This is a genomic window from Bacillus capparidis (genome assembly GCF_017832095.1).
In the GTDB taxonomy this organism is placed as follows: domain Bacteria; phylum Bacillota; class Bacilli; order Bacillales; family Bacillaceae; genus Bacillus; species Bacillus gobiensis.
The window spans coordinates 644,187-670,897 of record NZ_JAFDST010000001.1 but is presented as its reverse complement, the minus strand read 5'-3'; the positions used below and the strand labels follow the sequence as shown (position 1 = coordinate 670,897).

General features: G+C 39.3%; 8 protein-coding genes and 4 pseudogenes. 8 read left to right on the top strand and 4 right to left on the bottom strand.

The features are described from left to right. Positions 1-100: 100 nt before the first annotated feature. The 4 genes from JOC74_RS03225 to ppsA all read left to right on the top strand — a co-directional run bounded on the left by JOC74_RS03225 (position 101) and on the right by ppsA (position 6,890). On the top strand, positions 101-445 hold the full coding sequence (locus tag JOC74_RS03225; RefSeq protein ID WP_053602941.1) for an ArsR/SmtB family transcription factor: 345 nt from the start codon (positions 101-103) through the stop codon (positions 443-445). 16 nt (positions 446-461) lie between these two features. Beyond that, the gene (locus JOC74_RS03220; RefSeq protein ID WP_053602940.1) at positions 462-1,760 is read left to right on the top strand and encodes an arsenical efflux pump membrane protein ArsB; all 1,299 of its coding nucleotides are present in this window, start codon (positions 462-464) and stop codon (positions 1,758-1,760) included. Between the two features lie 69 nt (positions 1,761-1,829). Continuing rightward, complete coding sequence (locus tag JOC74_RS03215; protein WP_053602939.1) at positions 1,830-3,470, top strand: FAD-dependent oxidoreductase; 1,641 nt, start codon at positions 1,830-1,832, stop codon at positions 3,468-3,470. Positions 3,471-4,289: 819 nt separating this feature from the next. Next, on the top strand, positions 4,290-6,890 hold the full coding sequence (gene ppsA, locus JOC74_RS03210) for a phosphoenolpyruvate synthase (protein WP_053602938.1): 2,601 nt from the start codon (positions 4,290-4,292) through the stop codon (positions 6,888-6,890). A 26-nt stretch (positions 6,891-6,916) separates the two neighbouring features. Here ppsA and JOC74_RS24245 read toward each other — a convergent pair. Then, positions 6,917-7,017, bottom strand: a pseudogene (locus tag JOC74_RS24245) (Tn3 family transposase); the annotation flags it as partial. Positions 7,018-7,741: 724 nt separating this feature from the next. Then, on the bottom strand, positions 7,742-7,984 hold the full coding sequence (locus tag JOC74_RS03200) for an SDR family oxidoreductase (RefSeq protein WP_053602936.1): 243 nt from the start codon (positions 7,982-7,984) through the stop codon (positions 7,742-7,744). A gap of 1 nt (position 7,985) precedes the next feature. Here JOC74_RS03200 and JOC74_RS23310 point away from each other — a divergent pair. The 4 genes and pseudogenes from JOC74_RS23310 to JOC74_RS03185 form a co-directional block, all read left to right on the top strand. Continuing rightward, a pseudogene (locus JOC74_RS23310) lies at positions 7,986-8,233 on the top strand (TetR/AcrR family transcriptional regulator); the annotation flags it as partial. 611 nt (positions 8,234-8,844) lie between these two features. Continuing rightward, positions 8,845-9,528 (top strand): annotated as a pseudogene (locus JOC74_RS03195) (LysR family transcriptional regulator substrate-binding protein); the annotation flags it as partial. A 353-nt stretch (positions 9,529-9,881) separates the two neighbouring features. Continuing rightward, a complete protein-coding gene (locus JOC74_RS03190; protein WP_053602934.1) occupies positions 9,882-10,295 on the top strand; it encodes a MerR family transcriptional regulator in 414 nt (137 codons plus the stop codon). A gap of 261 nt (positions 10,296-10,556) precedes the next feature. Continuing rightward, positions 10,557-11,111: pseudogene (locus tag JOC74_RS03185) on the top strand (SDR family oxidoreductase); the annotation flags it as partial. Between the two features lie 287 nt (positions 11,112-11,398). Here the strand turns inward: JOC74_RS03185 and JOC74_RS03180 are convergent. Continuing rightward, positions 11,399-23,593 (bottom strand): non-ribosomal peptide synthetase, encoded by a 12,195-nt coding sequence (locus JOC74_RS03180; protein ID WP_211086043.1) that lies wholly within the window; start codon positions 23,591-23,593, stop codon positions 11,399-11,401. Beyond that, a complete protein-coding gene (locus JOC74_RS03175) occupies positions 23,577-26,711 on the bottom strand; it encodes a cyclic peptide export ABC transporter (protein ID WP_053606004.1) in 3,135 nt (1,044 codons plus the stop codon). The genes JOC74_RS03180 and JOC74_RS03175 overlap by 17 nt, the downstream gene beginning before the upstream one ends.

Below are 26,711 nucleotides of genomic sequence, written 5' to 3'. Positions count from 1 at the left end.
GTTCAGATAGTTATGCACTAAATATAATAAATCACTAATATAAGGATTGATTTATATAAAATATTTGTTATATAATTTTGATGCACAGGGGGGAGATATGATGAAAGTACAAGTTAAGCTGGATACAGCAAGTACTGTTAATTGTATGAAAATATTAAGTGATCCAACGCGACTGATTATGATGAAATTGCTTCAACAAAAAAAATACTGTGTCTGTCAGCTTGTGGATATGTTTGAAACAAGTCAGCCAGCTATTAGTCAGCATCTAAGAAAACTTAAAAAGGCTAAGTTGGTGACCGAGGAGCGAAAAGGGCAGTGGCGTTATTATTCTATAAATACTGCAAGTCGAGAGTACGATTTGATTCAATTCATTCTTAATCAAATTGATGATGAAGATGAAGCAGTTCAATTGGTTAAACAGAAAGAGACACAGGTTTCATGTTGATGAGGAGGAAAGGTTTTTGATTTCAGTAATTTTAGCATCTGTCATTTTTTTAATCACACTAATTTTAGTTATTTGGCAGCCGAGAAATCTCTCAATCGGTTGGTCTGCTTGCGGAGGGGCAATTATTGCCTTATTAGTAGGAGTAGTTAACTTCCAGGATGTACTTGCTGTTACAGGTACTGTTTGGAATGCTACTTTAGCCTTTATTGCCATTATCATAATTTCTCTCATTCTTGATGAGATAGGTTTCTTTGAATGGGCAGCATTACATATGGCTACTGCTGCTAGAGGAAATGGTTTGCGAATGTTTATATATGTATCATTATTAGGTGCTGTTGTCGCAGCGTTCTTTGCAAATGACGGTGCTGCACTTATATTAACTCCAATTGTTCTTGCTATGGTACGGGCACTCAATTTTGAAGAAAAACTAGTCTTTCCGTTCATCATTGCGAGTGGATTCCTTGCTGATACAACCTCCTTACCGTTAGTTGTAAGTAACTTGGTAAATATCGTATCAGCTGATTATTTTGATATTGGATTTATTGAATATGCGACGCGCATGATTATACCCAATTTATTCTCTTTAATTGCCAGTATTATTGTCCTTTTTCTGTTCTTTAGAAAAAGTATTCCTAGAAAGTACTCATTAAGTGACGTGAAAAAGCCTTCAGAAGCGATTAAGGATTTAAAAATGTTCCGTCTATCTTGGATCGTGCTTGCTATTTTATTAATTGGTTATTTAACAAGCGAATTCATACATGTTCCAGTTTCATTAGTTGCTAGTGTAATTGCTATCGTATTTCTTATTGCAGCTAAGAGAAGTCCGGTTGTTCCAACACAGCAAGTGATTAAAGGAGCACCTTGGGCGATCGTATTCTTCTCTATTGGCATGTACGTTGTTGTATACGGCTTGCGAAATGTTGGTTTAACTGACTTTCTCTCTAGCGCTATTCAGGCAGTTGCCGATCAAGGATTGTTTGCTGGCACTATAGGCATGGGATTCATTGCTGCTATTCTTTCTTCCGTTATGAATAATATGCCAACCGTTATGATAGATGCCATTGCTATTGCCAATACAGATACCGCTGGTGTGATGAGAGAAGCACTTATTTATGCAAATGTAGTAGGTTCAGATCTTGGACCTAAGATTACTCCGATAGGTTCGTTAGCAACACTATTGTGGCTACATGTACTATCTCAAAAAGGGGTAAAGATTTCTTGGGGAACCTACTTTAAAACCGGGATTATCCTGACGATACCTACTCTGTTTTTTACATTAGTGGGCTTGTATCTATGGTTGCTTTTAATACATTAAACACGAGTGTATGTACAAAAAACAATTACAGCATATCAGACATCACTGCATTTGGAGGGAAAATAATTAATGAAAATAATTATTATTGGGTCGGTAGCTGCCGGTACATCAGTTGCTGCAAAAGCACGAAGAAATGACGAAAACGCTGAAATTACTGTTTACAATGCAGACTATGATATATCCTATTCGATCTGTGGTATTCCTTATTTCTTAGGTGGAGGAGTAGATGAACTAAAAGCTTTAACTCCAAGGAACGCTCCCTGGTTTAAAAAACGTTTCAATGTCGATATTTTCACAAGACATGAAGTAACAAAGGTAGACGCAGAACAAAAAAAGGTAACAGTGAAGAATCTCGATACGGATGAAATAAAAGAAGACAGCTATGATACATTGGTTTTTGCAACAGGAGCTACACCTATAACACCTAACATACCTGGTGTTGATAAAGAACATGTTTTCCATGTTCGTACGATTCAAAACACTTTTGCAATTGATCGCTATATGCAAAAAAATGAGCCGAAAAAGGCTACCATCGTTGGTGCTGGGTATATAGGACTTGAAATGGCAGAACAGCTTACTCAAAAAGGGTTAGAAGTAACGATTATTCAACGCAGTAATCAAGTGATGCCTCACTTTGATAAAGATATGGCCTTTCGTGTGGAAGAAGAACTACTCAAACACGGAGTTAATTTACTCTTAAATGAAGAAGCAAGCTATATCTCGGATAACACTGTCGAGACTAAGTCTGGTAAAGTAATTGAATCAGATCTTGTTATTTTAGCTGTTGGCGTACGTCCAAATACGAAATTAGCGAAGGAAATAGGTGCTGAATTAGGTAACACTGGTGCGATAGCAGTAAACACGAAAATGCAAACCAATATACCTGATGTATACGCTGTGGGTGATGTAGCAGAGAGTTTTTCTGTTATTACTGAAAAACCAATTTATCGCCCATTAGGTTCAACTGCTAATAAAATGGGCAGGATCGCTGGCGATGTAATAACTGGTGGTAATCTAGAGCACAGAGGTATATTAGGAACTGGCATTTTACGTGTATTTGATTTTGCCGTCGGCCAAACGGGTCTTAATGAAAAGGAAGCTCGTAAAGAGGGGTATGACATTGAGGTTTTGCACAATCTAAAGCCTGCAAAAGCTGAATATCTTGGCGGGAAAGAACTAGTAATTAAAGCCGTAGCTGATCGTGCTTCTGGCCGCATATTAGGTGTACAAGCTGTTGGGGAAGAGGGTGTAGATAAACGAATTGATGTTTTTGCTACGGCTATCACTTTCAAGGCAAAAGCTGAGGATCTATTCCACTTAGATCTTGCCTATGCACCGCCATTTAGTACTACGAAAGATCCGGTATTATATACGGGAATGGCACTACAAAATGCCATTGAAAAGAAAAATAAGCTAATTACACCTCAAGAGTTAACAGAACAGATTGAAAAAGGGGTAAAGTTCCAAATTATTGATACACGTTCAACAAAGCAATATGAAGTGTCTCATGTAGTTGGCGCAATCAATATCCCACATGCCAACTTGCGATCAGAAGCGAATAATCTTGATCCTGAGATACCAACAGTAACGTATTGTAATAAAGGTGTTACAGGTAATGCAGCTCAGAATGTTTTACGTAATATGGGCTTTAAAAATGTCTATAATCTATCTGGTGGTAACAAAAACTATCAAAAATTCATTAATAATTGAAATTTCAAAAAAGCAAGCTCAAATTTATTGAATTCAGCTTTTTATAGCTTGTGATTGTAAGGAACAAAATATCAAGCAGAGTTCAAAATTAACCATTAAAGTATCTCTGGAAGTGTAATCTAAACTGTGTGATTTGTGACACAAAACTCATGTCCTTTAAGCTTTGTAGATAAAACATATAGTAACTAAAGGAATTTCAAAATACGGAAAAATTATTTGTGTTCGAGAATTGTTTACAAAAACCTCGAAAATCAATGCAAGATCTATCAGTTTTTCGAGGTTTTACTCTTTTCATTAAAAGCAATTATTTCTTTTGTTTTATTATTTATAAGCTTGATTTCTGATTCCGTCAGTTAATTGAAAATAAGCTATGCTCGATGCCTTCAAGTTCACGTAAGACCGCTGTTAGATCATACTGGCGTGGATAGCTGCCGAGCTTACGCAGCATCATAGTAACGAAAAAAAGCCCAATTTCTTAATGATAATGTTAAGAAATTGGGCTTTTTAATATTGGATATTATTTTTTGTAAGTCATTTGTCTTGTAAATTAGGTTTTTTTCTTCATTTAATCATAGCGTTGGACAAGTAAATACATTGATAAAAATAAAAAACTGTGGTAAATTTATATAGATATACACTGTTAATTCATTTTTTCGTATATTATCCCTATTTTAATTATACATCGTAGAATCCATTTCAGTCAACCCTATTTTTATTTTTTTAAAGGAGTGTGAACATGGAACTTCGTGGTTGATCAGATGAACAATTTTTGTCATATGATTCGTCTTGGTACCTGAGCGATAAATGGGAGGGAAAGAAATGAAACCATATGTACTAGAGTTTCAGGAGATCGATAAAACGCAACTTTTGCACGTTGGAGGAAAAGGGAAGAATGTAGGGGAACTATCAAAGATTCATGGAATACAGGTGCCAGAAGGATTTTGTGTTACGACAGAAGCTTATCAAAAAGCCCTCGAACAAAACGAAGCCTTCCACGCATTGTTGGATCAACTAACACTTCTAAAGGTAGAGGATCGAGATCAAATTGGTGAAATCAGCAGGAAGATTCGGAAAATCATTATGGAAGTAGAGATTCCTTCCGATGCTGTGAAAGCTGTTGCTCACTATCTCTCCCAGTTTGGCGATGATCATGCTTATGCAGTGCGTTCCAGTGCAACTGCAGAAGATTTACCACATGCCTCTTTTGCTGGTCAGCAAGACACCTATTTAAATATCATCGGAAAAGAAGCCATTTTACGGCACATCAGCAAATGTTGGGCTTCTCTATTTACAGATCGTGCCGTGATTTACCGTATGCAAAAAGGATTTGATCACAGCCAAGTGTATTTATCCGTTATCGTTCAAAGGATGGTTTTCCCGAAGGCTTCAGGGATTTTATTTACCGCTGATCCAATTACTTCTAACCGAAAGGTGCTATCAATTGATGCCAGTTTTGGACTTGGAGAGGCACTAGTCTCTGGCTTGGTATCTGCAGATTGTTATAAAGTACAGGAAGATAAAATCGTCGATAAGAGGATAGCAACCAAAAAATCGGCTATCTATGGACGAGAAGAAGGCGGAACAGAGACACAACAGATCGATCCGGATCAGCAAAAGACACAAACACTTACTGATCAACAGATTTTACAACTAGCACGCATCGGAAGACAGATCGAAGCTCATTTTGGTTTCCCCCAGGACCTCGAATGGTGTTTAGTTGATGATACATTTTATATTGTCCAGAGTCGTCCAATCACTACTTTATACCCCATACCTGAAGCGAATGATGAAGAAAATCACGTTTACGTATCTGTCGGTCATCAACAAATGATGACTGACCCCATGAAACCATTGGGATTATCTTTTTGGCTGTTAACGACTCCTGCACCCATGCGTAAAGCCGGTGGAAGGTTGTTTGTTGATGTCACACATAATCTGGCTACACCTAATAGCAGAGAAATGTTATTAAATGCCGCGGGACAACACGATCCACTTATAAAAGACGCACTCATGACTATCGTAGAGCGAGAAGGTTTTATAAAATTGTTACAAGATGATACAAAAGCAGCGAGTCACAGTAATAGCAATACAGATATGCCACCACAAATCGAAAACGATCCGACAATCGTTTCTGATTTGATTAAGCGTAGTCAAACATCGATAGAAGAGTTGAAACAAAACATCCAAATGAAATCAGGAGTGGTTTTATTTGAATTTATCCTGGAAGATATCCAGCAATTAAAGAAGATTTTATTTGATCCGCAAAGTTCGAGTGTGATTATGGCTGCTATGGATGCTTCATCATGGATCAATGAAAAAATGAACAAGTGGTTAGGCGAAAAAAACGTAGCAGACACACTTTCTCAATCTGTATCAAACAATATTACTTCGGAAATGGGTCTGGCGCTATTGGATGTCGCAGATGTGATTCGTCCTTATCCAGAAGTAATTGCTTATTTACAACATGTTAGAGATGATAACTTTTTGGATGAACTGGTTACGTTTGATGGTGGACAGGAAACCAAAGGCGCTATTTATGCTTATCTCAATAAATACGGAATGCGATGTGCTGGAGAAATCGATATTACTAAAACTCGTTGGAGTGAAAAACCAATTACACTTGTCCCCATGATTCTTGGTAACATTAAAAACTTTGAGCCTAATGCTAGCCATAGGAGATTTGAGCAAGGGCGGCGTGTTGCTGTGAAAAAAGAACAAGAGTTATTAGATCGATTGAAGCAATTACCAGATGGTGAACAAAAAGCCAAAGAAACAAAACGAATGATTGATCTAATCAGGAATTTCAGTGGGTTTAGGGAATATCCAAAATACGGTATGGTTAATCGCTACTTCCTTTATAAGAAGGCTTTACTGAAAGAAGCCAAACAACTTGTACAAGTGGGCGTTATTCGTGAAAAAGAAGATATATACTACCTCACTTTTGAAGAACTTCGCGAAGTCGTACGCACAAATAAACTGGATTACGAGATTATCAGCAAACGAAAAGATGAGTACAAATTATATGAGAAATTAACTCCACCACGTGTTATCACTTCCGATGGTGAAATCATTGCAGGTAAGTACAAACGAGAAAATCTCCCGACTGAAGCTATTGTAGGTCTACCTGTTTCTTCTGGAGTTATAGAGGGACGCGCACGTGTCATCTTAAACATGGAAGATGCTGATCTAGAAGATGGAGATATATTAGTCACCTCCTTTACCGACCCTAGCTGGACACCATTGTTTGTATCCATAAATGGCCTCGTCACCGAAGTTGGCGGACTAATGACCCATGGAGCGGTTATTGCACGTGAATATGGCTTGCCAGCAGTTGTCGGTGTAGAAAATGCCACCATGCTGATCAAGGATGGAAAAAGGATCAGGGTGAATGGAGCAGAAGGGTATGTAGAAATACTATAATTCATTACATTTAAATCATTAAAGATTTCTGGACGATATAACTTTTGAGAACTGAACTGATATTTCTAAAGCGTGGCATCAGTTTAAAACCATGTAGATAACAAAAAGCAAAAGCAACGACACTTTGTCAAAATGATTTGTTGAAGTCAGCTTTTTATAGCTTGTAATTGTAGGGAACGAAATACCAAGCATAGTTCAAACTTAACCATGAGTTACTCTAGAAGTATAATCTAAACTGTGAAAGTGAGAGAGTGTAGAACTCTTGCTTTCCAGTTTATTTTCTAGTTTACATAATATATATTCTCGGAAGTAAATGATTCATAATAAATTTTATCTCAATATCCAAGTATACTTCAGTAAGTGAGACAAAATAAAAAATACATGAACTGAGTTACTACCATCCATATATATTACCTTTAAAAAAATTGAATTCTGAGCATAATACACGTCATCATTTTTTTCTCTAGCTTTCGAAATTCCCTCATAATATAAAATTGACCTTGCTTCCTCTAATTTCCTTGTTTCAGCAGGTATGTGTTACTAATAAGAAGGATTTTGCCATATGTTTGGTATGATCATATCCTCCTGTTAAATACTTTTCAACCGATTCTCTTGAATATGATTCTGCCTTTTCAATGTCTCTTTTCATATAACAATTCCCTAAATTATATAATGCTGATGCGATTAAGCTCCCCTTCCCTTCTGAATTCGTCAAACGAAAAGCGCTTTCACGATGAGGTAAGGCTTTTTCATGTAAAGATAAATCATCATAATTCCCAGTTTCCAATTTCGCTTCATGAAATCCCCTCCGATAAAGTTCCTATAACTGTGGTTTATGGTACCCTTCTTGTTTAACTAAAGGATAAGGATATTTCAGGTGTGCTAATAGCATATGCTACTGCATCTGCTACATCACTTGATTTTAAACCGATAGTACGTTGGAGGTTCTCCACCCACTCACGGTTTTCAAGGTCATTAATGGTTCTATGAAGTTCTGTATCTACCGTTCCTGGAGAGATAAGCGTGCTGCGAATATTATTTTCGCGTTCTTCTTGGCGCAACCCAATAACAACTTTCCCTCGAATTTTAGACATAATGAACAACAAACATCCTTTCTTTTTGTGTATAGGAAGAATAACCAAAAAACAAGAAGCCATTAAAAAGGCTATCATCGTACTCATGTCTGAAAAAAGTGTTGATAATATTACAATTCAGAATATTTCTGACATGAAAAATGTGAACCGAGGAACCAATTCTCTTCATTACTTAGATAAATATGATTTGTTAGGCAAGGTCATCGGAAGAAAAATATAAACAACATGAGTAATCTTTGTGAGTTGGCTGTTGTTTTACAAAAGTTGTTTATTAACTGCAGAAATTTTCACATGAGTTAATAACTTTTTGTCCCATAATATTAAATCAGACTACGATTTTTAAAAAACAACTTCTCAATGAACTAAAATGTCATTTATACATCATTTTTGAATGTAGAAATCATTTCTAAAATGGTCCCTCATTCCTTGAATTGTTTCCGTACCCCTGTATAAATGATAAAAAACAAACTGTTTGCACAGGTCGTTTTTCATTCAATGATAGATTAACGAAATTGGAACCCCACCTAATTCATTATTTAGGTCAGGCCAACTCTCGTTTTCTATTTTGTTTTACCATTTTATGCTTAGAAGGTTGTTTGGAGAGTGCTGCTGCGCATTCATTAAAAGTGAATCGTTTGCCAAAGACAACTATACTTTCTTATCCGACTGACATTTGTCGCATGAAGACCGTTAAATGACCTTCTTTAATTGTTTTTGATTATCTTTCATTCTCTTTCTAAGACACAGGATGGCAAAAAGACATAATCCTGCTCCAATTCCCATTGTTAAATTAGCAAAGACGGTCAACAAAAAAGTAACCATTAATACCAATGAATGTCCCGATTTTTCTTTCACAATATATGGTTGGTAAAATAGAGGCAGAATTTAGTTCCATGGAAGAAACAATAAGTGGTGATGTTTATATAGGTGGCGGGGAAACACAAGCCATGAAACAGATTGCACGGGTAGTAAGAGATTTACAGTTAAGTTATACAAATATACGGTATCACCTCTACAGCGGAAACGAAGACGATGTGACTGAACGGCTTGACAAGGGATTGCTTGACTTTGGTATTTTAATTCAACCAGCTGATTTATCAAAATACAATTATATCAATATTCCAGCCAAAGATGTTTGGGGCGTTGTTATGAGGAAGGACAGTCCTCTTGCTTTCAAAGATACCATTCAAGCAGTGGATTTATTAAATGTTCCGCTAATCTGTTCACGACAGGCTATTAAACAGACATTTTCTAAAAATGAATTTGCGGATTGGTTTGGTGAAGATTTTGATAAATTAAACATCGTGACTACATACAATCTTGCATATAATGCTGCCATTATGGTTGAAGAAAGTATTGGTTATGCAGTAGTCCTTGATAAAATAGTGAATACGTCTAGTGAAAGTAACCTTTGTTTTAGACCGCTGGAGCCAAGACTTGAATCTGGCTTAAATATTGTTTGGAAAAAGCATCAGGTTTTTTCCACTGCTGCAGATATGTTTTTAAAAGAAATTCAGGCGAAATTTTCAAATTCTTTATCATAGGATTTTCAGAACTTACACCTCTAGAATAAGCACTATTCAGATTTTTCAAGAGAATTCGCTTGCATCGGGTATAAATGAATCACGGAGATTACAATTCCTTTTCGTTCATTTTTATCCTGACTTTTCCTCTTGCAAGACGATGTTACACGTTATAGTTAACTCTAAGTCAAGGTATTATTTTATATTTTTTTGGAGGTTCGTACCGATACTGGTTTCATATCCTTATCTATATGGGCAACAGCTAGTTTTCCCTATATGTTGAATTTGATATTTAACAAAATCCGTAATAGGATTGTTCACAAAAAAAGTAGAGTTAACTCTAACTATAAATAACTAAAAAGAGGAGTTTAATGATGAAGACCTATTCTATTAGTGAAGTGGCAAAAGAATTGAATCTTACACCATATGCCTTGCGTTACTACGACAAGGAGGGGCTTATGCCTTTTGTAGAACGGAGACCCAACGGAACACGATTGTTTAAAGAATCCGATATCAACGCCTTAAAAATAATTGAATGCCTGAAAGCCACTGGGATGCCTATTAAGGAAATTAAAGCTTTTATTGATTGGTGTTCTGATGGGGATTCTACGTTGCAACAAAGATATGACATGTTTATGGAAAGAAAAGCTATTGTAGAAGCCCAGATGGAAGAACTAAAAAAAACAATGGAAGTCATCGAGCATAAATGCTGGTATTACAAAACTGCATTAGATGGAACGGAAGATATTCATAAAAACACCAAAATAGAAATCCCTATTACTAACTAATAGAAAGAGCCGCCTGTATTTTAGATGAATAAATACAGGCGGCTCTTTCTATATTATTTCTTTATAGCCTACGCTTCCCTAAATGCAACAAATAAGATAAATTGGAACTTTTGATGCTTAAGAAGATAGTTGCGCTTGTAGAAGAAACTTGTAGAAGAAAAATGAGCTAGTTAGCTAATCTCTAAAATTATTAAAATTCTCTCTTGCATTAGAGTTAACTCTATGGGGTAAACTCCAGATATACTCAAAGGAGGAATAAAGATGGCAATTGAAAACAAAGTAGTTATAATCACTGGAGCTTCATCTGGAATTGGTGAAGCAACTGCAAAATTATTGGCTAGTAAAGGGGCTTAAATTGTTTTAGGCGCTCGTCGCGAAGACAAATTAAAAGCATTGACTGAGGAAATTCAAAAATCTGGTGGACAAGCTGCTTATCGCGTCACAGATGTTGTTAATTCAGATGATAGTCAGCAGCTTGTTCAACTAGCTAAAGACACTTTTGGTGGTGTCGATGGAATTTTCTTGAACGCTGGAATCATGCCTAATTCACCACTTTCCGAATTAAAAACTGACGAGTGGAACAGTATGGTTGACGTTAATATTAAAGGTGTATTGAATGGTATCGCCGCAGTATTGCCAACATTTACATCGCAAAAGTCTGGACATATCGTCACTACTTCATCAGTAGCTGGGCTTAAAGCTTACCCAGGCGTTGCGGTTTATGGCGCAACAAAGTGGGCTGTTCGTAATTTAATGGAAGTTTTGCGTATGGAATCTGCCCAAGAAGGTACTAACATCCGCACGGCAACTATCTTTTTATTTTTTCTCAGTATTTTATACAAGTTTTAAAGTACAAAAAAGAAAATAGAAGATTAAGATGGCTTATAAGATGGCTTAATGGCCATTCTTTTTTTCGAAAAAGATAAAAATTCTAGTATAGTGAAACATGACTGCAACTTTATTACAAACGGTCAGACTTTATTTTAAATCTACATTATCGACATCTTGAATGCCGCAATACATATAAGACGTCCTTGCTGCTTAAAATAAAATGATAAAAAAAGCACTCGCATGCAAAAATCACAGCGAATGCTTGAAACTGGTTAATCTAAAAATTGAAAGGTAACATTTTCGATTTCTGTGTTGTCGCCGAGTAATCCTTCGATCTCGATCTCCTTCAGCTTTATTTCCCTATCGGTACAAATCGTTTCCAAAATAACTTGGAAGTCCTTCGCAAATTTATTTATCGTTTCTTTTTTATACAATTGACTTGCATATTCAAATTCAAAAATGATCGTTTCTTTTCCTTTTTCCGCAAACAGAGTGAAATCAAATTTGGACATCTTATTTCTATATTCAATAGGTGTCATTTTTATATTTTCGGTCATATTTTGTTTGTCATTACCTTCTTGATAAGCAAACATCGTCGAAAATATCGGATTTCTCCCCGGCTCTCTTTTGATATGCAATTGATCAATAAGCATATCAATCTGATAATCTTGGTTTTCGTATGCTTGATGCAAATGCTCCTTCATTTCTGTTAAGAAAGCTGCAAATGATTTCTCTCTTTTTGGGAAGCTTCTAATTGCAATAGTATTTGCAAACAGCCCGATCGTTTGTTTAAAATCAGGATGCGTACGCCCTAATATCGGCGTTCCTACAATAATATCGTCCTGCGACGAATACTTCGATAATAAAATACTGTAGGCTGCTGATAAAATCATATACAGCGTCGTATCCGTATCCAAACAAAGCTTGTCCAACCGTTTTTTTAATTCCTCGCTTGTTTCAAAAATCACACTGTCACCTTCATAGCTTTGCACCTCTGGTCTAGGAAAGTCCGTAGGCAGGTTCAGAACTGGAAGATCTCCAGTAAGTACATCCAGCCAATATTCTTCTTGTTTCCTTGCGATTTCAGTCTTTAAAAACTTGCTTTGCCAGCCAGCAAATTCTTTATATTGGATGTGAATGTCCGGCAGTTTGTGACCTTGATAGATTTTTAATAATTCTTGAAGCATAATATCGACTGAATAACCATCGGAAACCAAATGGTGCATATCTGTCAGCATGACATGTTTATCCGAACCTAAGCGAAACAGAAAAACTCTTGCAAGAGGTGCTTTTTTTAAATCAAAAGGTTGGATCAATTGATCAATAAGTTGCGCCCATCCCTCATGCATCTCTTCCATTGGATCGGGATATACATTTTGATCTAAAACAGCGTAATTGATTGTGAATTCCGATTTCTCATGGATTCGCTGATTCGGCTCCCCCTCTATTACCTCAAATGAAGTTCGCAATGCCTCATGCCTGTTAATCATTTCAACAAAAGCTTCTTCCAGTTTGTCCAGGTTGATTTCGCCTTCGATTAAGGTTGCTCTTGGCATATTGTAACTTGTGCCGATCCCTTCCATCTGAGAAAGAGCATACAGCCTTTTTTGTGCAGATGAAAGTTCATAGTATTTATGCTTTTCTAATGGCTCTGGCGAGAAATAGATCGATTCTGATGCATTTTTTACAAATTCACTCATCCCTTTGACAGTTGGTGCCTTGAATGATTCTCGCAATGGAATTGTTACGTTAAATTCCTTTTGAATTTCTCCGGTTACGATCATTAATTTTAATGAATTTCCGCCCATTTCAAAAAAGGAATGATTCAGGCCGATTTGTTCAACTTCAAGGATTTCTTCCCATATTTGTGCGATCTTTTGATCAGTAGAGTCCTTTGGCCATTCAAAATCAGCGTCTATCACTGAAGCATCTGCCTTTTCCGGAAGGGCTGTGCGGTCAAGCTTACCATTCGGAGTCAGTGGTATCTGATCCAGCCTAATAAAACAAGACGGCATCATATAATAAGGAATTTTACGTAAAAGGTGATCTCTTATTCCCGAGCCGTTCTCTCCCTCTTTTAACACAAGATATGCATAAAGAATATCGTCTTTAGGAACGACGATTGCATCCTTCACTGAATGATGCTGCAGCAGTATCGTTGTCACTTCTCCCGGCTCTACTCGATATCCGCGAATTTTCACCTGATGATCCATTCTGCCAATGAATTCAATTTCTCCGTCAGACGTGAACCTGCCGATGTCCCCGGTTTTATACAGTTTGATTTTCTTTTGGCCAAAAATAGAAGTTTCGATAAATTTTTCTTTAGTTAACTGCGGTTGATTCAGATAGCCTTCTGAAAGCCCAGTTCCAGAAATGCAGATTTCCCCGGGTACACCGATTGGCACTGGTTTCTGATCTTTATCCAGGATGAATATTTTGGCGTTATCAATCGGTTTTCCAATGATTATTCTCTGATTATCAAAATTTGCAAAATTAAATTTATGGGCGATTGAGCCGATTGTCGCCTCTGTCGGACCGTAATGATTCATGATCTCAGTGTCCGGATACAATCTATTAAACTTGGCTATATCCGCTTGCCTCACCTCTTCCCCGCCCAAAACGACGAGCTTTAACACCATACGATATTGCTCGTCCTCAAGCATGCGGGCGTTAATCAAATGGGAAAATAGCGAAGGAGTCAATTTGATATAGCTTATCTTCTGGTCTATCAAATACGCGAGTAACTTCTCTGGCACCGTATAGCATTCCTTTGGAGCGATGTGCAGCTCTCCCCCGTTCAATAAAGCGGAATATAAACTTGTATATCCTAAATCAAATGCAAAGGAAGACAACAGCATCGTTTTTGCGCTAGACGTGATCTCAGCCACGCGGGTAAACCATGAAATATAATTGACCAAGCTTTGATTTTTTATTGGTACCCCTTTAGGAGTGCCTGTCGTACCGGATGTATAAATAATATATAGCGTATCATGCGCTGCACCATTATTTTCCGGATTTGAGATATCCTCTGCTAATATTGCTTCCATGTCCAATTCTATGACATCAACGTTGTAATTATTCTTAGAGTGTAATAAATGAGATTGTGTCAAAAGAGCAATAGCGCCGCTATCCTCAATCATGCCCTTTATGCGTTCATCTGGAAACTCAGGGTCAATAGGCAGATAAGCTGCTCCGCTTTTCATAATGCCCCATAATCCCACAACCATTTCGATCGAAGGCTCGGCCAGTAGACCGATTACCCTATTCGGCCCTGCCCCCTTCTTGATTAAGTACCTGGCAAGCTGGTTTGCTTTCTCGTTTAATTCCTTGTACGTCAGTTCTCTCTGGCCAAATACGACGGCTCTTTTTTGCGGGTATTTAACCACCTGTTCTTCAAATAGACTTTTGATCTTTATTTCTTTCTTATACATAGTATCCGTGTCATTAAAGGCGATGATCTTATTTTTTTCTTCTTCTGTAACGAGGTCAATCTCCCCGATCAGAACAGTGATATCAGCTATGATTACCTCAATGATTTTCACGAAATGTTCTGCCATTCGTTCAATCGTGTCTCTCTGAAACAAACCGGTCCTGTATTCAAAAATAAAGTGAAGGTTTCCTTCTTGTTCAGTTACTTTAAGCTCCAAATCAAATTTTGTCGTTCGATTCGTATATTCATATGGAGTGATCTCAAAATCTTTTAAATTCGCCTTAGCTTCGTCGACATTTTCAAAGGCAAACATCACATCAAACAACGGATGACGGTTTCCATTCTTTTGCAGCTGCAATTTATCAACTAACACCTCAAACGGGTACTCTTGATGTTCAAGTGCTTGTACGGTTTGATCGGCTGCTTCCTTCACAAAGATGTCAAACGCCTTTTTTGCATCCGGGTAATTTCTAAGAGCCAGCGTATTGACGAACATTCCTACCACATGTTCCAATTCAGCGTGCAATCTGCCAGCTACAGGTGTTCCAACGACAATATCTTCCTGTCCACTGTATTTAGAGAGCAAAACATTGAATGCAGAGAGTAATACCGAGTAGAGCGTAACTCCTGTTTCGTTTGAAATCTGCATTAATTGAGATGTACGGTGACTCTCAAGATCGAACGTTACACTCCCGCCTTTAGATATCGGTTTATCTATCCTTCGATAATCGGTTGGCAGATCCAACAGAGGTATTTCCCCTGCAAATGTTTGTAGCCAGTATTCTTCCTGAGAGTGTAATAAACCGGATTCAAGTTTGTTATTCTGCCACGCTGCAAAATCTTTATATTGGATGCGAACCTCCGGTAAGGAATTTTTTTGATAGAGACTGACAAATTCGTTAATCAAAATGGCAATGGATAACCCGTCGGATACAATATGGTGCATATCATAAACGAGTACGTATCGTGATGGTGACATTTCGACAATTGCAGCTCTGAACAACGGACCCTCTTTTAAATCAAATGGTTGAATAAAATCGGCAACAACATGTTCCAAATTTTGTTCATTCGCATAGAAATGCTGCATGCTCCATTCCACGTTCTGATGGATTCTTTGAATAATTTGGCCATCCGCCTGTTCAAACGTTGTTCGCAAACTTTCATGCCGGTCAACTAACGCTTGAAACGCTTCTTCAATACGCTGGACATCGACGTTGCCGCTTAGCATCACAGCACCGGTAATATTGTAGTTTGTGCCTGCACCCTCTAACTGGCTGACGATATACATCCGTTTTTGAGCGGCTGACATCGGATAGTACTCTTTTTCTTCAACTGGCTGAATTGCTTGATACGTTGCTTTCTTCTCCGTCATTTCTTCGATTAGCACAGACAGCTCTTTGATGGTAGGTCCTTCAAATATTTTCACCAGTGGCAGCTCAACGTCAAACTCTCTGTGAATTTCCGAAACGAGAGTAATCGCTTTTAATGATTGGCCGCCAATTTCAAAGAAATGGTGAGTGATCCCGATTCTGTCTGTTTTTAATAATCTCTCCCATATGTGTACAAGTCTTAATTGTGTATCATTGATTGGTATTTCATATTCTGAAACAATATCTGACTCAATTTCCTTTGTTGCAAGCGCCCTTCGATCAATTTTGCCATTTGGACTGAGCGGAAATTGATCGAGCTGTATGAAGAAGGAAGGAATCATATACTCAGGCAGTTTTTGCCGCAAAAAATTTCTAATGTTAGACGGTTCAGTTAAAGCGGCTGCTACGTAATATGCAGCCAGATACATCTCGCCTGCTGCCCCATGCTTCGCGATAACAACTGTATCTTTTATTGGATCAAACCGGTTTAAAACAACCTCAATTTCTCCAATATCAATTCTGTGTCCTCTAACCTTTATTTGGTCATCTTTTCGTCCCAGTACTTCAATATTGCCATCTGCAAGCCGTTTACCGAGATCACCGGTTTTATACAGTCTGTCTCCGTATCCGTGATAATACGGATCTTGAATAAACTTGTCCCGCGTCATCTCAGGCTTATTGAGATAGCCTCTTGCCAAGGGAATGCCGCCGATGTATATTTCTCCTTTTACCCCGATAGGCTGTGGCCTCATTTGTTCATCAAGGATATAGATTCTTCTGTTTGCAAGCGGTTTGCCCACTGGAATAAATCTTAACCCGGCACTCTTCGTTCCTTTGCCGGAGACGTGATATAACGTGCTTGTCATTGCTGTTTCCGCAGGTCCATACGCGTTTAATAGCGTAATATCATTTAAAGGAAGGCTTTCCCAAACTCCTACTTTCTCCGCCGACATTTGTTCTCCTCCGACGATGACGAGTCTTAGCACACCTTCTGGAATCATCTTCGGTCGTATCTGCCATTCTTGTACAATTTCGCCCCAATAAGAAGTCGGAAGATTCACGACTGAAAGCCCGTATTCCATGCACTTTTGCGAAAATTGGTGAGGAGTCCAAATTTGCTTATCCCGTAGAACGAGAGCACTTCCCGCAGCCAGTGTCGTAAATATTTGTTCAAGCGAAATATCAAAGCTTATTGAAGAAAACTGAAGAACCCGATCCTCCGGCGTGAGCTCATATCGTTTCATCAGATCAATAGAATGGCTTACAACAGCTTCATGCGGCATCATTACGCCTTTTGGTTTTCCCGAAGAACCGGAAGTATAGATCACGTATGCCAGGTTTTTCGATTTAACCTCTGACAACGGTTGATCTTCCGGCTCTTTTTGCACGGATTCCCATTCCGTATCAAGGAAAACCATCCGGCCTTGAAAGCCTCGGACCTTTTCACTGAGAACAGAGTCTGTAAGGAGCACAGGTACTCGGGCATCCGTCAGCATCATGTTTACTCTGTCTCCTGGATAATCAGCGTCAATCGGCAGAAAGGCTCCTCCCGCTTTTAAAATGCCTACGATTCCGACAGCCATTTTAATCGAACGTTCGACGTACATCCCTACAGGAATATCAGGCCCGACCCCCAGCTTTATGAGCCTATGAGCCAGCTTGTTTGAGAGGATGTCCAGCTCTTTGTAAGATAAACGTTCTCCATTCTGTAAAATGGCAGGATGATCGGACCTTAATTGCACCCTTGCGGCAAACAAATCGTGAAAACAAAGGTCTTTCGGGTAATCCATCGGTTCTGGATTGCTGCAGGTCAAGAGAGACTTGTGCTCTTTTTCCGAAATCATCAGGATGCTGCCTACCGCACTGTCTCCTGTTCCTATCATTTCCGATAAAATGTGAACAAAATGTGAAAGGATTTGATTGGCCTCTGTCTCATCTAAAAATCGATGATCAAATAAAAGCTTAAAATGGAGCTCTGGCTGAAGGTTGCAATAAACGACTAACGGGTAATCCATTTGTTCCTCTACTTGGATCGATTTTACTTGTAGAGGGCCAATTCCATCCTTCAACGAAGCATCAAACGGATAATTTTCCACGATTACAATGCTTTCATAAAGATCAAAAAGTGGCGAATTCCTTGGCATATCACTCCAACTTCGGATATCGGCAAGCGAAGTATACTCAAATTGGCGCATTTCAGCCTGCTTCCATTGCAAACGTTTTAGCCACGTTATCAAATTTGAATCATGATTGACGGTAACTCTGAAAGGAAGAGTGTTCATAAAGCAGCCGATCATCGAATCTGAACCTTTTAAGTCAGCAGGTCGGCCAGATGAGGTAACACCAAATGTAATATCTATCTCTTCTGAATACCGATTTAACAGAATAGCCCATGCACCCTGAATCAACGTATTGAGTGTGACCCTGTTCATTCTGGCAAAGGATTGGATTTGCTGCTGTGTTTCTTGAGATACATCGAAAGCAACATTTCCAAAACCAGCTGATTCTGTTCCTTCTTTAACAGGGAATATCGTTTGAAACCGGATTGGCGTTTTGAATCCTTCTAACGTTTTTCGCCAATATTGTTCAGCTTTCTTCGTATCTTGTCTGCGCAGCCAATTTATATAATCTTTAAAGGAACGTGCTTTCCCTAAATTTATCGTTTCACCTTTGCAGTAGGCTTCATAGAGCATTCCGATTTCCTTAAAAAGAATACTATTGCACCAGCCGTCCAGCTGAAGATGATGATGCGTCCAAATGACCTCATAGGAAGATTCGCTCCGTTTTATAACCAAAATTCTCATAAGCGGAGGTTTCGAAAGATCAAATCCCTTCTTTCTATCGTCCGCTATCAGTTGCTCCAGCTTTTGCGAATCCTCAGAAAGGGTTGTCCAATCCAAGAATTGAAAAGGAACTTCACAATGTTTATGAATCATCTGGACAGGCTCGTCCAATCCCTCCCAATGGTAGGAAGTTCTCAAGCTTTCATGACGTTCTAGTATCGTTTGCCATACCCTTTCAAATACTTGAACATTCAATTTAGATTCAATCGAAAATACGGTTTGCTCCACCGTTACGGATGAATCCGGAGAATAGATGTGATGAAAAATCATGCTTTGCTGGACAGGCGAAAGCTGATAGATATCTTCTATGGTTTGATAGTCCTCCGCCAACTCGTCAAGTTTCTTCTGGTCAATGATAGCTAGCGGGAAATCGGAAGGAGTTAAATACGACTGGTTAAGTGTCTTGCAATATCTGATAAAATGTTTTAATTGATCAACAAAGTCGCTTGCTAAACATTGAATCGTAACAGGCAAATGGGAATTGGCGCTATATTTCCATTCGATCGACAGCTTTTTCTCGACAACCATACAATCAATTTCAAGTAAATGGCTTCTGATTCCATTCGGATCACGCGCCGGTCCCGTATTCACTTCGGAAAGGGTAAATAACGAATGCTTCGACAAGTTTTGCGTAAACTGGCCTAAATAGTTAAAGCTGATTTGCGGCCTTGGCTTATCTGCAATTTGGTCTCGGACCCCTTTGTCTGCCAAATAGAATAAAATTTCATACCCAATCCCGCCGTTTGGTACGCTTCGATATCGTTCCTTTACTTGTTTTAATACGTCCGCCATATTTTTTTCTTGATCCATGTCACCTAAGACGATTGGATAGACGCAGGTGAACCATCCTACCGTTCGAGATAGATCGTGTTCTTTCAGCAAGGGTTGTCTTCCATGCCCTTCTAAGTCGACCAAGGTTTTTCCAGTCCAGTTGGTTAGTGTCAAGGAAAGAGCAGAAAGGAGAATATCATCTATTTTTGTATTGCCGCCTGCCGCGTATAATAAATCATTCGTTTCTTCCTCCGTCATTATTTGAGTGATGGTACGGGCTGACTTTTCAATATTAAGCCCGCCTTCCAAATCGACAGGTACCGGTTTAAGGTCAGCTGGTGTATTTTCAAGCCAAAAGCCGAGCTCGTCTTTTAATTGATCCGAACGTGCATATTCGTAAAGATCATCCGACCATTTTTTAAAGGAAAGGCTCTTCGAGGGCAGACTACCAGATCTTTTGTTTATAAGCTGCTCATAAATCGCCTGCAGGTCATCCAACATGATCCGCCATGAATATCCATCGACAATCAGATGATGAGCCGTGATAAACAGCTTTCCTTTTTGCTGATCTCCAAAATCAAAATACGCCGCCCGAATCAATGGACCATTGGTGATATTCAAGCCATTCTGCAAATCGGATAACACGTCATTCATGGAATCAGCCGTTTCGTCGTATCGATGTACGTCAAATCGGACATGCTCATGAGACTCGAAATAACTTTGCACCCACTCTCCGTTTCTTTCGAAATAACGAAGCCTGAAACTATCGTGATAACGTGTCAGTCGCTGAAAGCTTTCTCTTAACAGACCGGACTTCATACCTGGCTGTGTTTCCAATAATACGGATTGGTTCCAGTGATGATAGTTATCCAATTTTTGTTCAAAGAACCACTTTTGGATCGGAGTAAGCAGCACTTCTCCCGTTTCGACGATCTCTTCCCCATCACCCAGGGTACTTTCTTTCTTTTCCACATGTGCTGCGAGCTCGGCGATCGTAGGATATTGAAACATTTGGCTTACGGTGATCTCGATATCCTTTTGAAGTGCTTTACCTGCAACTTGAATACTCAGAATGGAATCTCCGCCCAGTTCGAAAAAGTTATCCTCAATTCCGATTGCGTCTTTTTCCATGCCTAAAACAGAAGACCAAATCGTTACCAACTCTTCTTCGATCTTATTGGATGGGGCCACATATTTAGCTGTACCGATTACTGGCGCAGGAAGCTTCTTTCGATCAAGCTTTCCTATCGATGTCAATGGCAGTTTGTCCATCTGGATATAATGAGCCGGAACCATATAATCTGGTAATTCATTGGATACATATTCTCGGATCTGATTTACATGGATCGGCTCATTTGCAATGAGATAGGCGCAGAGTACTTTTTTGCCCGAATCCAATTCCCAATCTATGATTGCCGCATCTTGAATGTCTTTGAGTTTCACAAGCACTTGATGAATTTCAGAAAGTTCAATCCGATATCCCCTGATTTTCACCTGATGATCCGCTCTTCCTAGAAATTCAATTTCTCCATTTGGAAGCCACCTTCCCAAGTCGCCGGTTTTATACATCCTGTCACCAGTCCGGAAAGGATCCATCATGAAATTTTCGTTTGTTGCTTCAGGCATATTCAAATACCCTCTCGACACACCTGCTCCTGCGATATACAATTCGCCTGTGACACCAATGGGGCTGAGGTTTTGGTCTTTATCGAGGATGTAGCATCTGACATTTGCAATTGGTTTGCCTAACGATACTTTTGCTTCTGAGCATTTCACACTTAAGGCATCAACTGTTGTTTCTGCCGGCCCATAGTTGTTATAGAGGGTGTATCCTCTCTGGATGAACTCATCCTTCAATAATTCTTCCAATCTTTCCCCACCTGAGATGACCGCGCGCAGGCTCGTTAATTTCCGGTCATGGCACAATAATTCTTTTAATACAGTCGGGATAAAATTAATCATATGGATCTGGTGTTGATCGACATAATCACAGAAACGCTCTTTGTCTAATATGAGATCTTTTTCAGCTATATGTAACGTGGCTCCGTATAAAAGCGTACCGAAAAAATCCTCTATTGTCGGATCAAAGACATAATTGGTGACTTGCAAAAGATTCGTGTGTTCCGTTATTTCATAGGTTTCACCAAACCATTGAATCAGATTGACCACGCTTCGATGTTCAATCATGACACCTTTTGGTTTTCCTGTCGTTCCTGACGTGTAAAAAACAGCAAACAAGTCGTTCGGATTTTGAGCGATTCTTGGGTGAGTTGTCTCACCAAAAAACAACCTGCTGTCATATACGTACAGGATGGAGTCCTCAGCAAATGGCTCACAAACATTGTTGTCAGACTCGCCTGTCAATACAAACCTGGCACCACTGTCCTGCAGCATCAGACGTATCCGCGATGCAGGATATTCCGGATCAATTGGTACATATGCTGCGCCCGCTTTCAAAACACCAATCATTCCCGCTACCATTTCAATGGAATGGCCCGTTATAAAGGCGACAATTTCGCCTTTCTTTATTCCTTTCTTCAGGAGCACGTTCGCTAAGCTGTTAGACATTTCATTTAATTGCTTATACGTAACTGCCCTGTCCTGATCGACAACGGCAACATTGTTCGGAGTTTTTGCTGCTTGCTGTTCAAATAACTCGGCAATCGTCATCTCACTGGAGTAGACTCTCTCTGTATCGTTAAAATCCCAAAGAATTTGCTTTTTCTCGTCAGCAGATACAATTTCTATTTGATCGACCGGCTTTTCAGGATGTTTGAGGCCTTCCTCACTTATCAAAGCGAAGTGCTCAGCCAGCCGCTTGATTGTTCTTTCGTCATACAATTGATCATTGTAGCTAAAAGCTACCTCGATATCATTAAACGCATGAATGCTGATCGATAGCCCATAATTCGTCATCTCAAAAGCGGAAAAGGATTGGAAAACGATGCTGCTTTTTTTGCTCAAAACGGCCTGGTCGAGAGGGTAGTTTTCAAAGACGACAATCGTGTCAAAGAGATCTGTTTTCTCATCCAATTCACTATATCTTTGAATATCTGTTAGAGACGAGTGACCATACACTTCCCAATCCTGTGTGGCCCGATTGACCGATTTGACAAGCTCTGCAAACGTCTCGCCTAGTTCTCTTTTTACTCGCAACGGAATAGTATTGATAAATAATCCGACCATTTCTTCAATTCCTTGAAAGGTCCCGGCCCGGCCGGATATCGTTGAGCCAAAGACAATATCATCACTATTATTGTTTTTTTGCAGGACAATTCCCCACAGACTGTACAGAAGCGCAGCTAGTGTGACCTCATGTTTTTGTGCGAATTCTTCCAGATTCCTCTTGGAGAGGCGAATGCGATAATGGCGATCATTTCTGATCGATTGATCTGTTCTCTTTTTCGTTTCCAGCTTTGTTTGTGAGTCAAACCCTTTTAGATACCCTTGCCAATACGTCTTTTGCTTGTCTTTGTCCTGATACTTTAGATATTTCACAAACTCCTTATATTTCTTTTTGGCTGGAAGTTTGTAAGTTTCTGAATCTGTGAGGCATTGGTAAGCATTGATAAATTCTTTCAAAATGATCCCGTTGCTCCAGCCGTCATACAGGATGTGATGATGACTGAGAATCATTTCATACTGTTCTTCTGCTAATTTGCAAATCGTGATCCTAAAGGGGACCTCGCGAAGATCGAATTTCTTTTCACGATCATTGATTTTTATTGTCTCAAGCATGTCCCGCTTTTCTTTTTCATCGCGGTGCTGAAGATTGATGATTTCGATATTCGGTTTATGTTCTTTCAATACGATCTGAACAGGAGCTCCTACTTTTTCCCAACGGAACAAAGTCCTCAGCTGTTCATTTGTTTGGATAACGGACTCCCAGGCTTTTGTAAAGAATGGGATGTTTATTTCGCCTGACATTTGTAAGCATATCTGTTCGAAATATTCATCACTGTGAGGATCTTTTAAGTAATGGAACAACATCCCTTCTTGTATCGGTATTAGGCTGAGAATGTCTTCTACGTTTTGTTTATCCAATTTTGCCATCTGAAAGCTCCTCCTTTCGATGTTCAAACGATTTTACGTAAGTATCTTCATCTCCTGCCACTTTGCCTCTCTCCATCTTGATCACTTTGTCGGCAAGATGGAAATACCTGTCGTCATGAGTAATGGCAATCACGCATTTTCCTTTTGCTTTGAGCTCAGGCAATAGATCCATATAGAAAAAATGTCTAAATTCAGGATCTTGATCTGCTGCCCATTCGTCAAAAAGATGGACAGGTTTGTCTTCCAAGTAACTGATTAACAGGGCAAGCCTTTTCCGTTGCCCGGTAGAAAGCTTTGTCGTACTGAACTTCCCATCTTGTATGTACACTTTCTCATGAATAGCGAGTCTTTTTAGATAGGAATTGATTTCTTCTTCTTTTGAGCTGCAATCGATTCCGTATACTTTTGAAAATAAGTAGTAGTCGCTGAAAATGGCAGAATACAGGTCACCTAACTCATCTGGCCTTACCTTTTGATTGTTAATGAATATGCTGCCTTTCTTAGGGGAATACAGACCAGTTATTAACTTGGCAAGTGTGGATTTGCCGCTTCCGTTCCCGCCCGTAATAAACACGATTTCTCCCGATTTTACTTGGACATCGATCGGTCCCACCTGAAAAAAATCACCGTTTTCCCGGTCATATTGATACGATATGTCTCTAAGCTCCATGACCATTGGCCAAGAAGGCTTGAGAGGATCGCGTGCGTCTTTTTGGACTTTACTATCAGATAGATCGTTGGAAAACGCCTTGATTCTCTTCCAACTGATTCGCATTTGAATCGCATTGGGAATCGCATTCAGGATGCTGTTAATCGGACCGGTCATATAAAGAAATACAAACACATAGCTTTGCAAAAATTCGCTTTGTACGTCTTTGAAAAGAATCGGGAACAGGAACGTGACAGCACCGATGACGACGACAAAAAGCAATTCACCAATAATAAATACATTAGCAAATTTAAGCCCGCCCAGAATCCGTTTGTCCTTATATTCACTGCAGCTTTCTTTCAAATCCTCCCTAAATTCACGGCGTTTTGGCGTTCCGATGCTGATCTCTTTATATCCGCCGATCAGGTCGTTAATGTACCGAAAAAAAGTGTTTTGGATGTTTCTCGTTTGTTCCCACAGTTTATTCGCTGACCGTCCGGCAAGATAATACAAACCGGCCGCAATGAAAATGACACCAATTGATATAAGAAGCCCATAAACATTAATGACCCCGAGGTAAACCAAGCAGCACAAAAGTGTAATTGAATCAGTCAAACCGGTAATAATCGTTGGAGCATGGTTGCTGATCGCTTCCGTATCATTATTTAAAGTGGTTTGTATTTTTTCGGTTTCCATCCGTTCCAATTTCTCATAAGGGTTATTCAGGATGTTGTCAATGAGCGAAAGCCGTTTTTCATAAATCAGGTTATTTGTCAAGGTAATTAATTGTGTTCGAACCAGCTTTTGTGCCAATACGTATGTAATGATTCCCAAGACAAAGTATAAAATCAGATTGCTGTTTGAATGGGCTTCACGGATTAACGCCTCATTAATGATAAAAATGATCATCGCATTTCCAAAGCCGCTCGTTACACTCAACACAAAGAGCGGGAAAAAGTTCTTCTTTTTATCCTGCGGATAGATCGTTATCAGTGATAAATAAAAGCAAAACAATACAATGCCGGCTAAGGTTACCCAAGCTGCCAGACTCATACTAACGGGCGCCCATACGTTAACAAAATCCCAAGTCAGACCCGGAAAGAAAACGGACGGAATCTGATAGATCGCATAGGCTGCAATCAAGATGAACAAAAACGATATGAGCGGGACGCCGATGCGTTTCAGTCTGTTTTTTTCCAGCATCCTTTTTTTCTGAAACAGTTGAACGATAGTACGGCAAATAAAATAGAGAGTCAAACAGGAAAAAGGAATCAAAAACAAGAGAACGGTAAACGAAAATGCATCGACACTTTTATACATATCACTTGTACCCGTCACAGGTTCTTTTTCCATCAGGAAATCGATAATTCCCTGACCAATAGCTTGTGTGTAATCGGAGTTCATATTGGCCATAACTGCCACGCCCAGCTTTTCCTCAGGACGAAATACGAGAAAGGAGGAAAAATTGGGATTGCTTCCAGCGTGAGAAATCTCTCCGGATCCGCTTTGGTATACCTCCCACCCTCCTGCATAGGACGAACCATCCGAAGAAGGGGCAACAGATCTGTTTGGGATATGCGTTTTTTGAACCGCTTCTTGTTCACTTTCTGGTAAGGAATACGTACCAAGCTGGATGCGAAGCCATTTTTCCATGTCATCTGCATTGGAAATCACATAACCTGCCGGCATATTTCCCCGATACATCGGCGCATCATATTCTCTAGGCTGTAAAAAGCTGATTTTATAGCCTTTAGCCATATCATGTTGGGCCGCCTGTTGTCTGGACAAATAGGTATTACCCATCTCAAATGGTTTTAAAATCTGATTTTCAATGTAGCTCTCATAGGACTGATTCGTCACTTTCTGTATGACCAATCCGAGAATGTCATAGTTCATACTGGCATAATCGAATTGCTCTCCCGGATCACTCTCCAGATTTTGGTTCACAACCTTACGAACCGTTTGTTCAAGGGCTTCATTGCCTGTTGCAGCCGGAATATCTCCAATCGTACGAAACGGGATTCCACTCGTATGGTGGAGCAGCTGTTCGATTGTGATATCAACATTCTCATTTCCTTCGTATTTCATATGAAACCACGGCAGATACGATTTGATTGGTTCATTTAAATCGATTAAGCCTTGTTCGGCAAGCTGATAGATGGCAAGACCTGTAAAGGCCTTCGTATTTGAACCAATTTCAAATAACGTACGTTCCGTCACTCGTTTATTTGAGTTAAGATCCGAATAGCCGAACCCCTTTTGATAGACAGATTGATCGCCTTTCATTATGACGACCGACATTCCCGGAATCTTGCTTTCTTGCATTTGCTTTTCGATCATTTCGTCCAGCTGCTTTTCATAGCCTTCTGGCAAATTTGACTCCTCTGCGTTTGCCAGTTGAATACCGAAGGCCATCTGTCCATGTACGATGACCGCCAAGACGATCAAAACCATTTTTATTCGATTCAT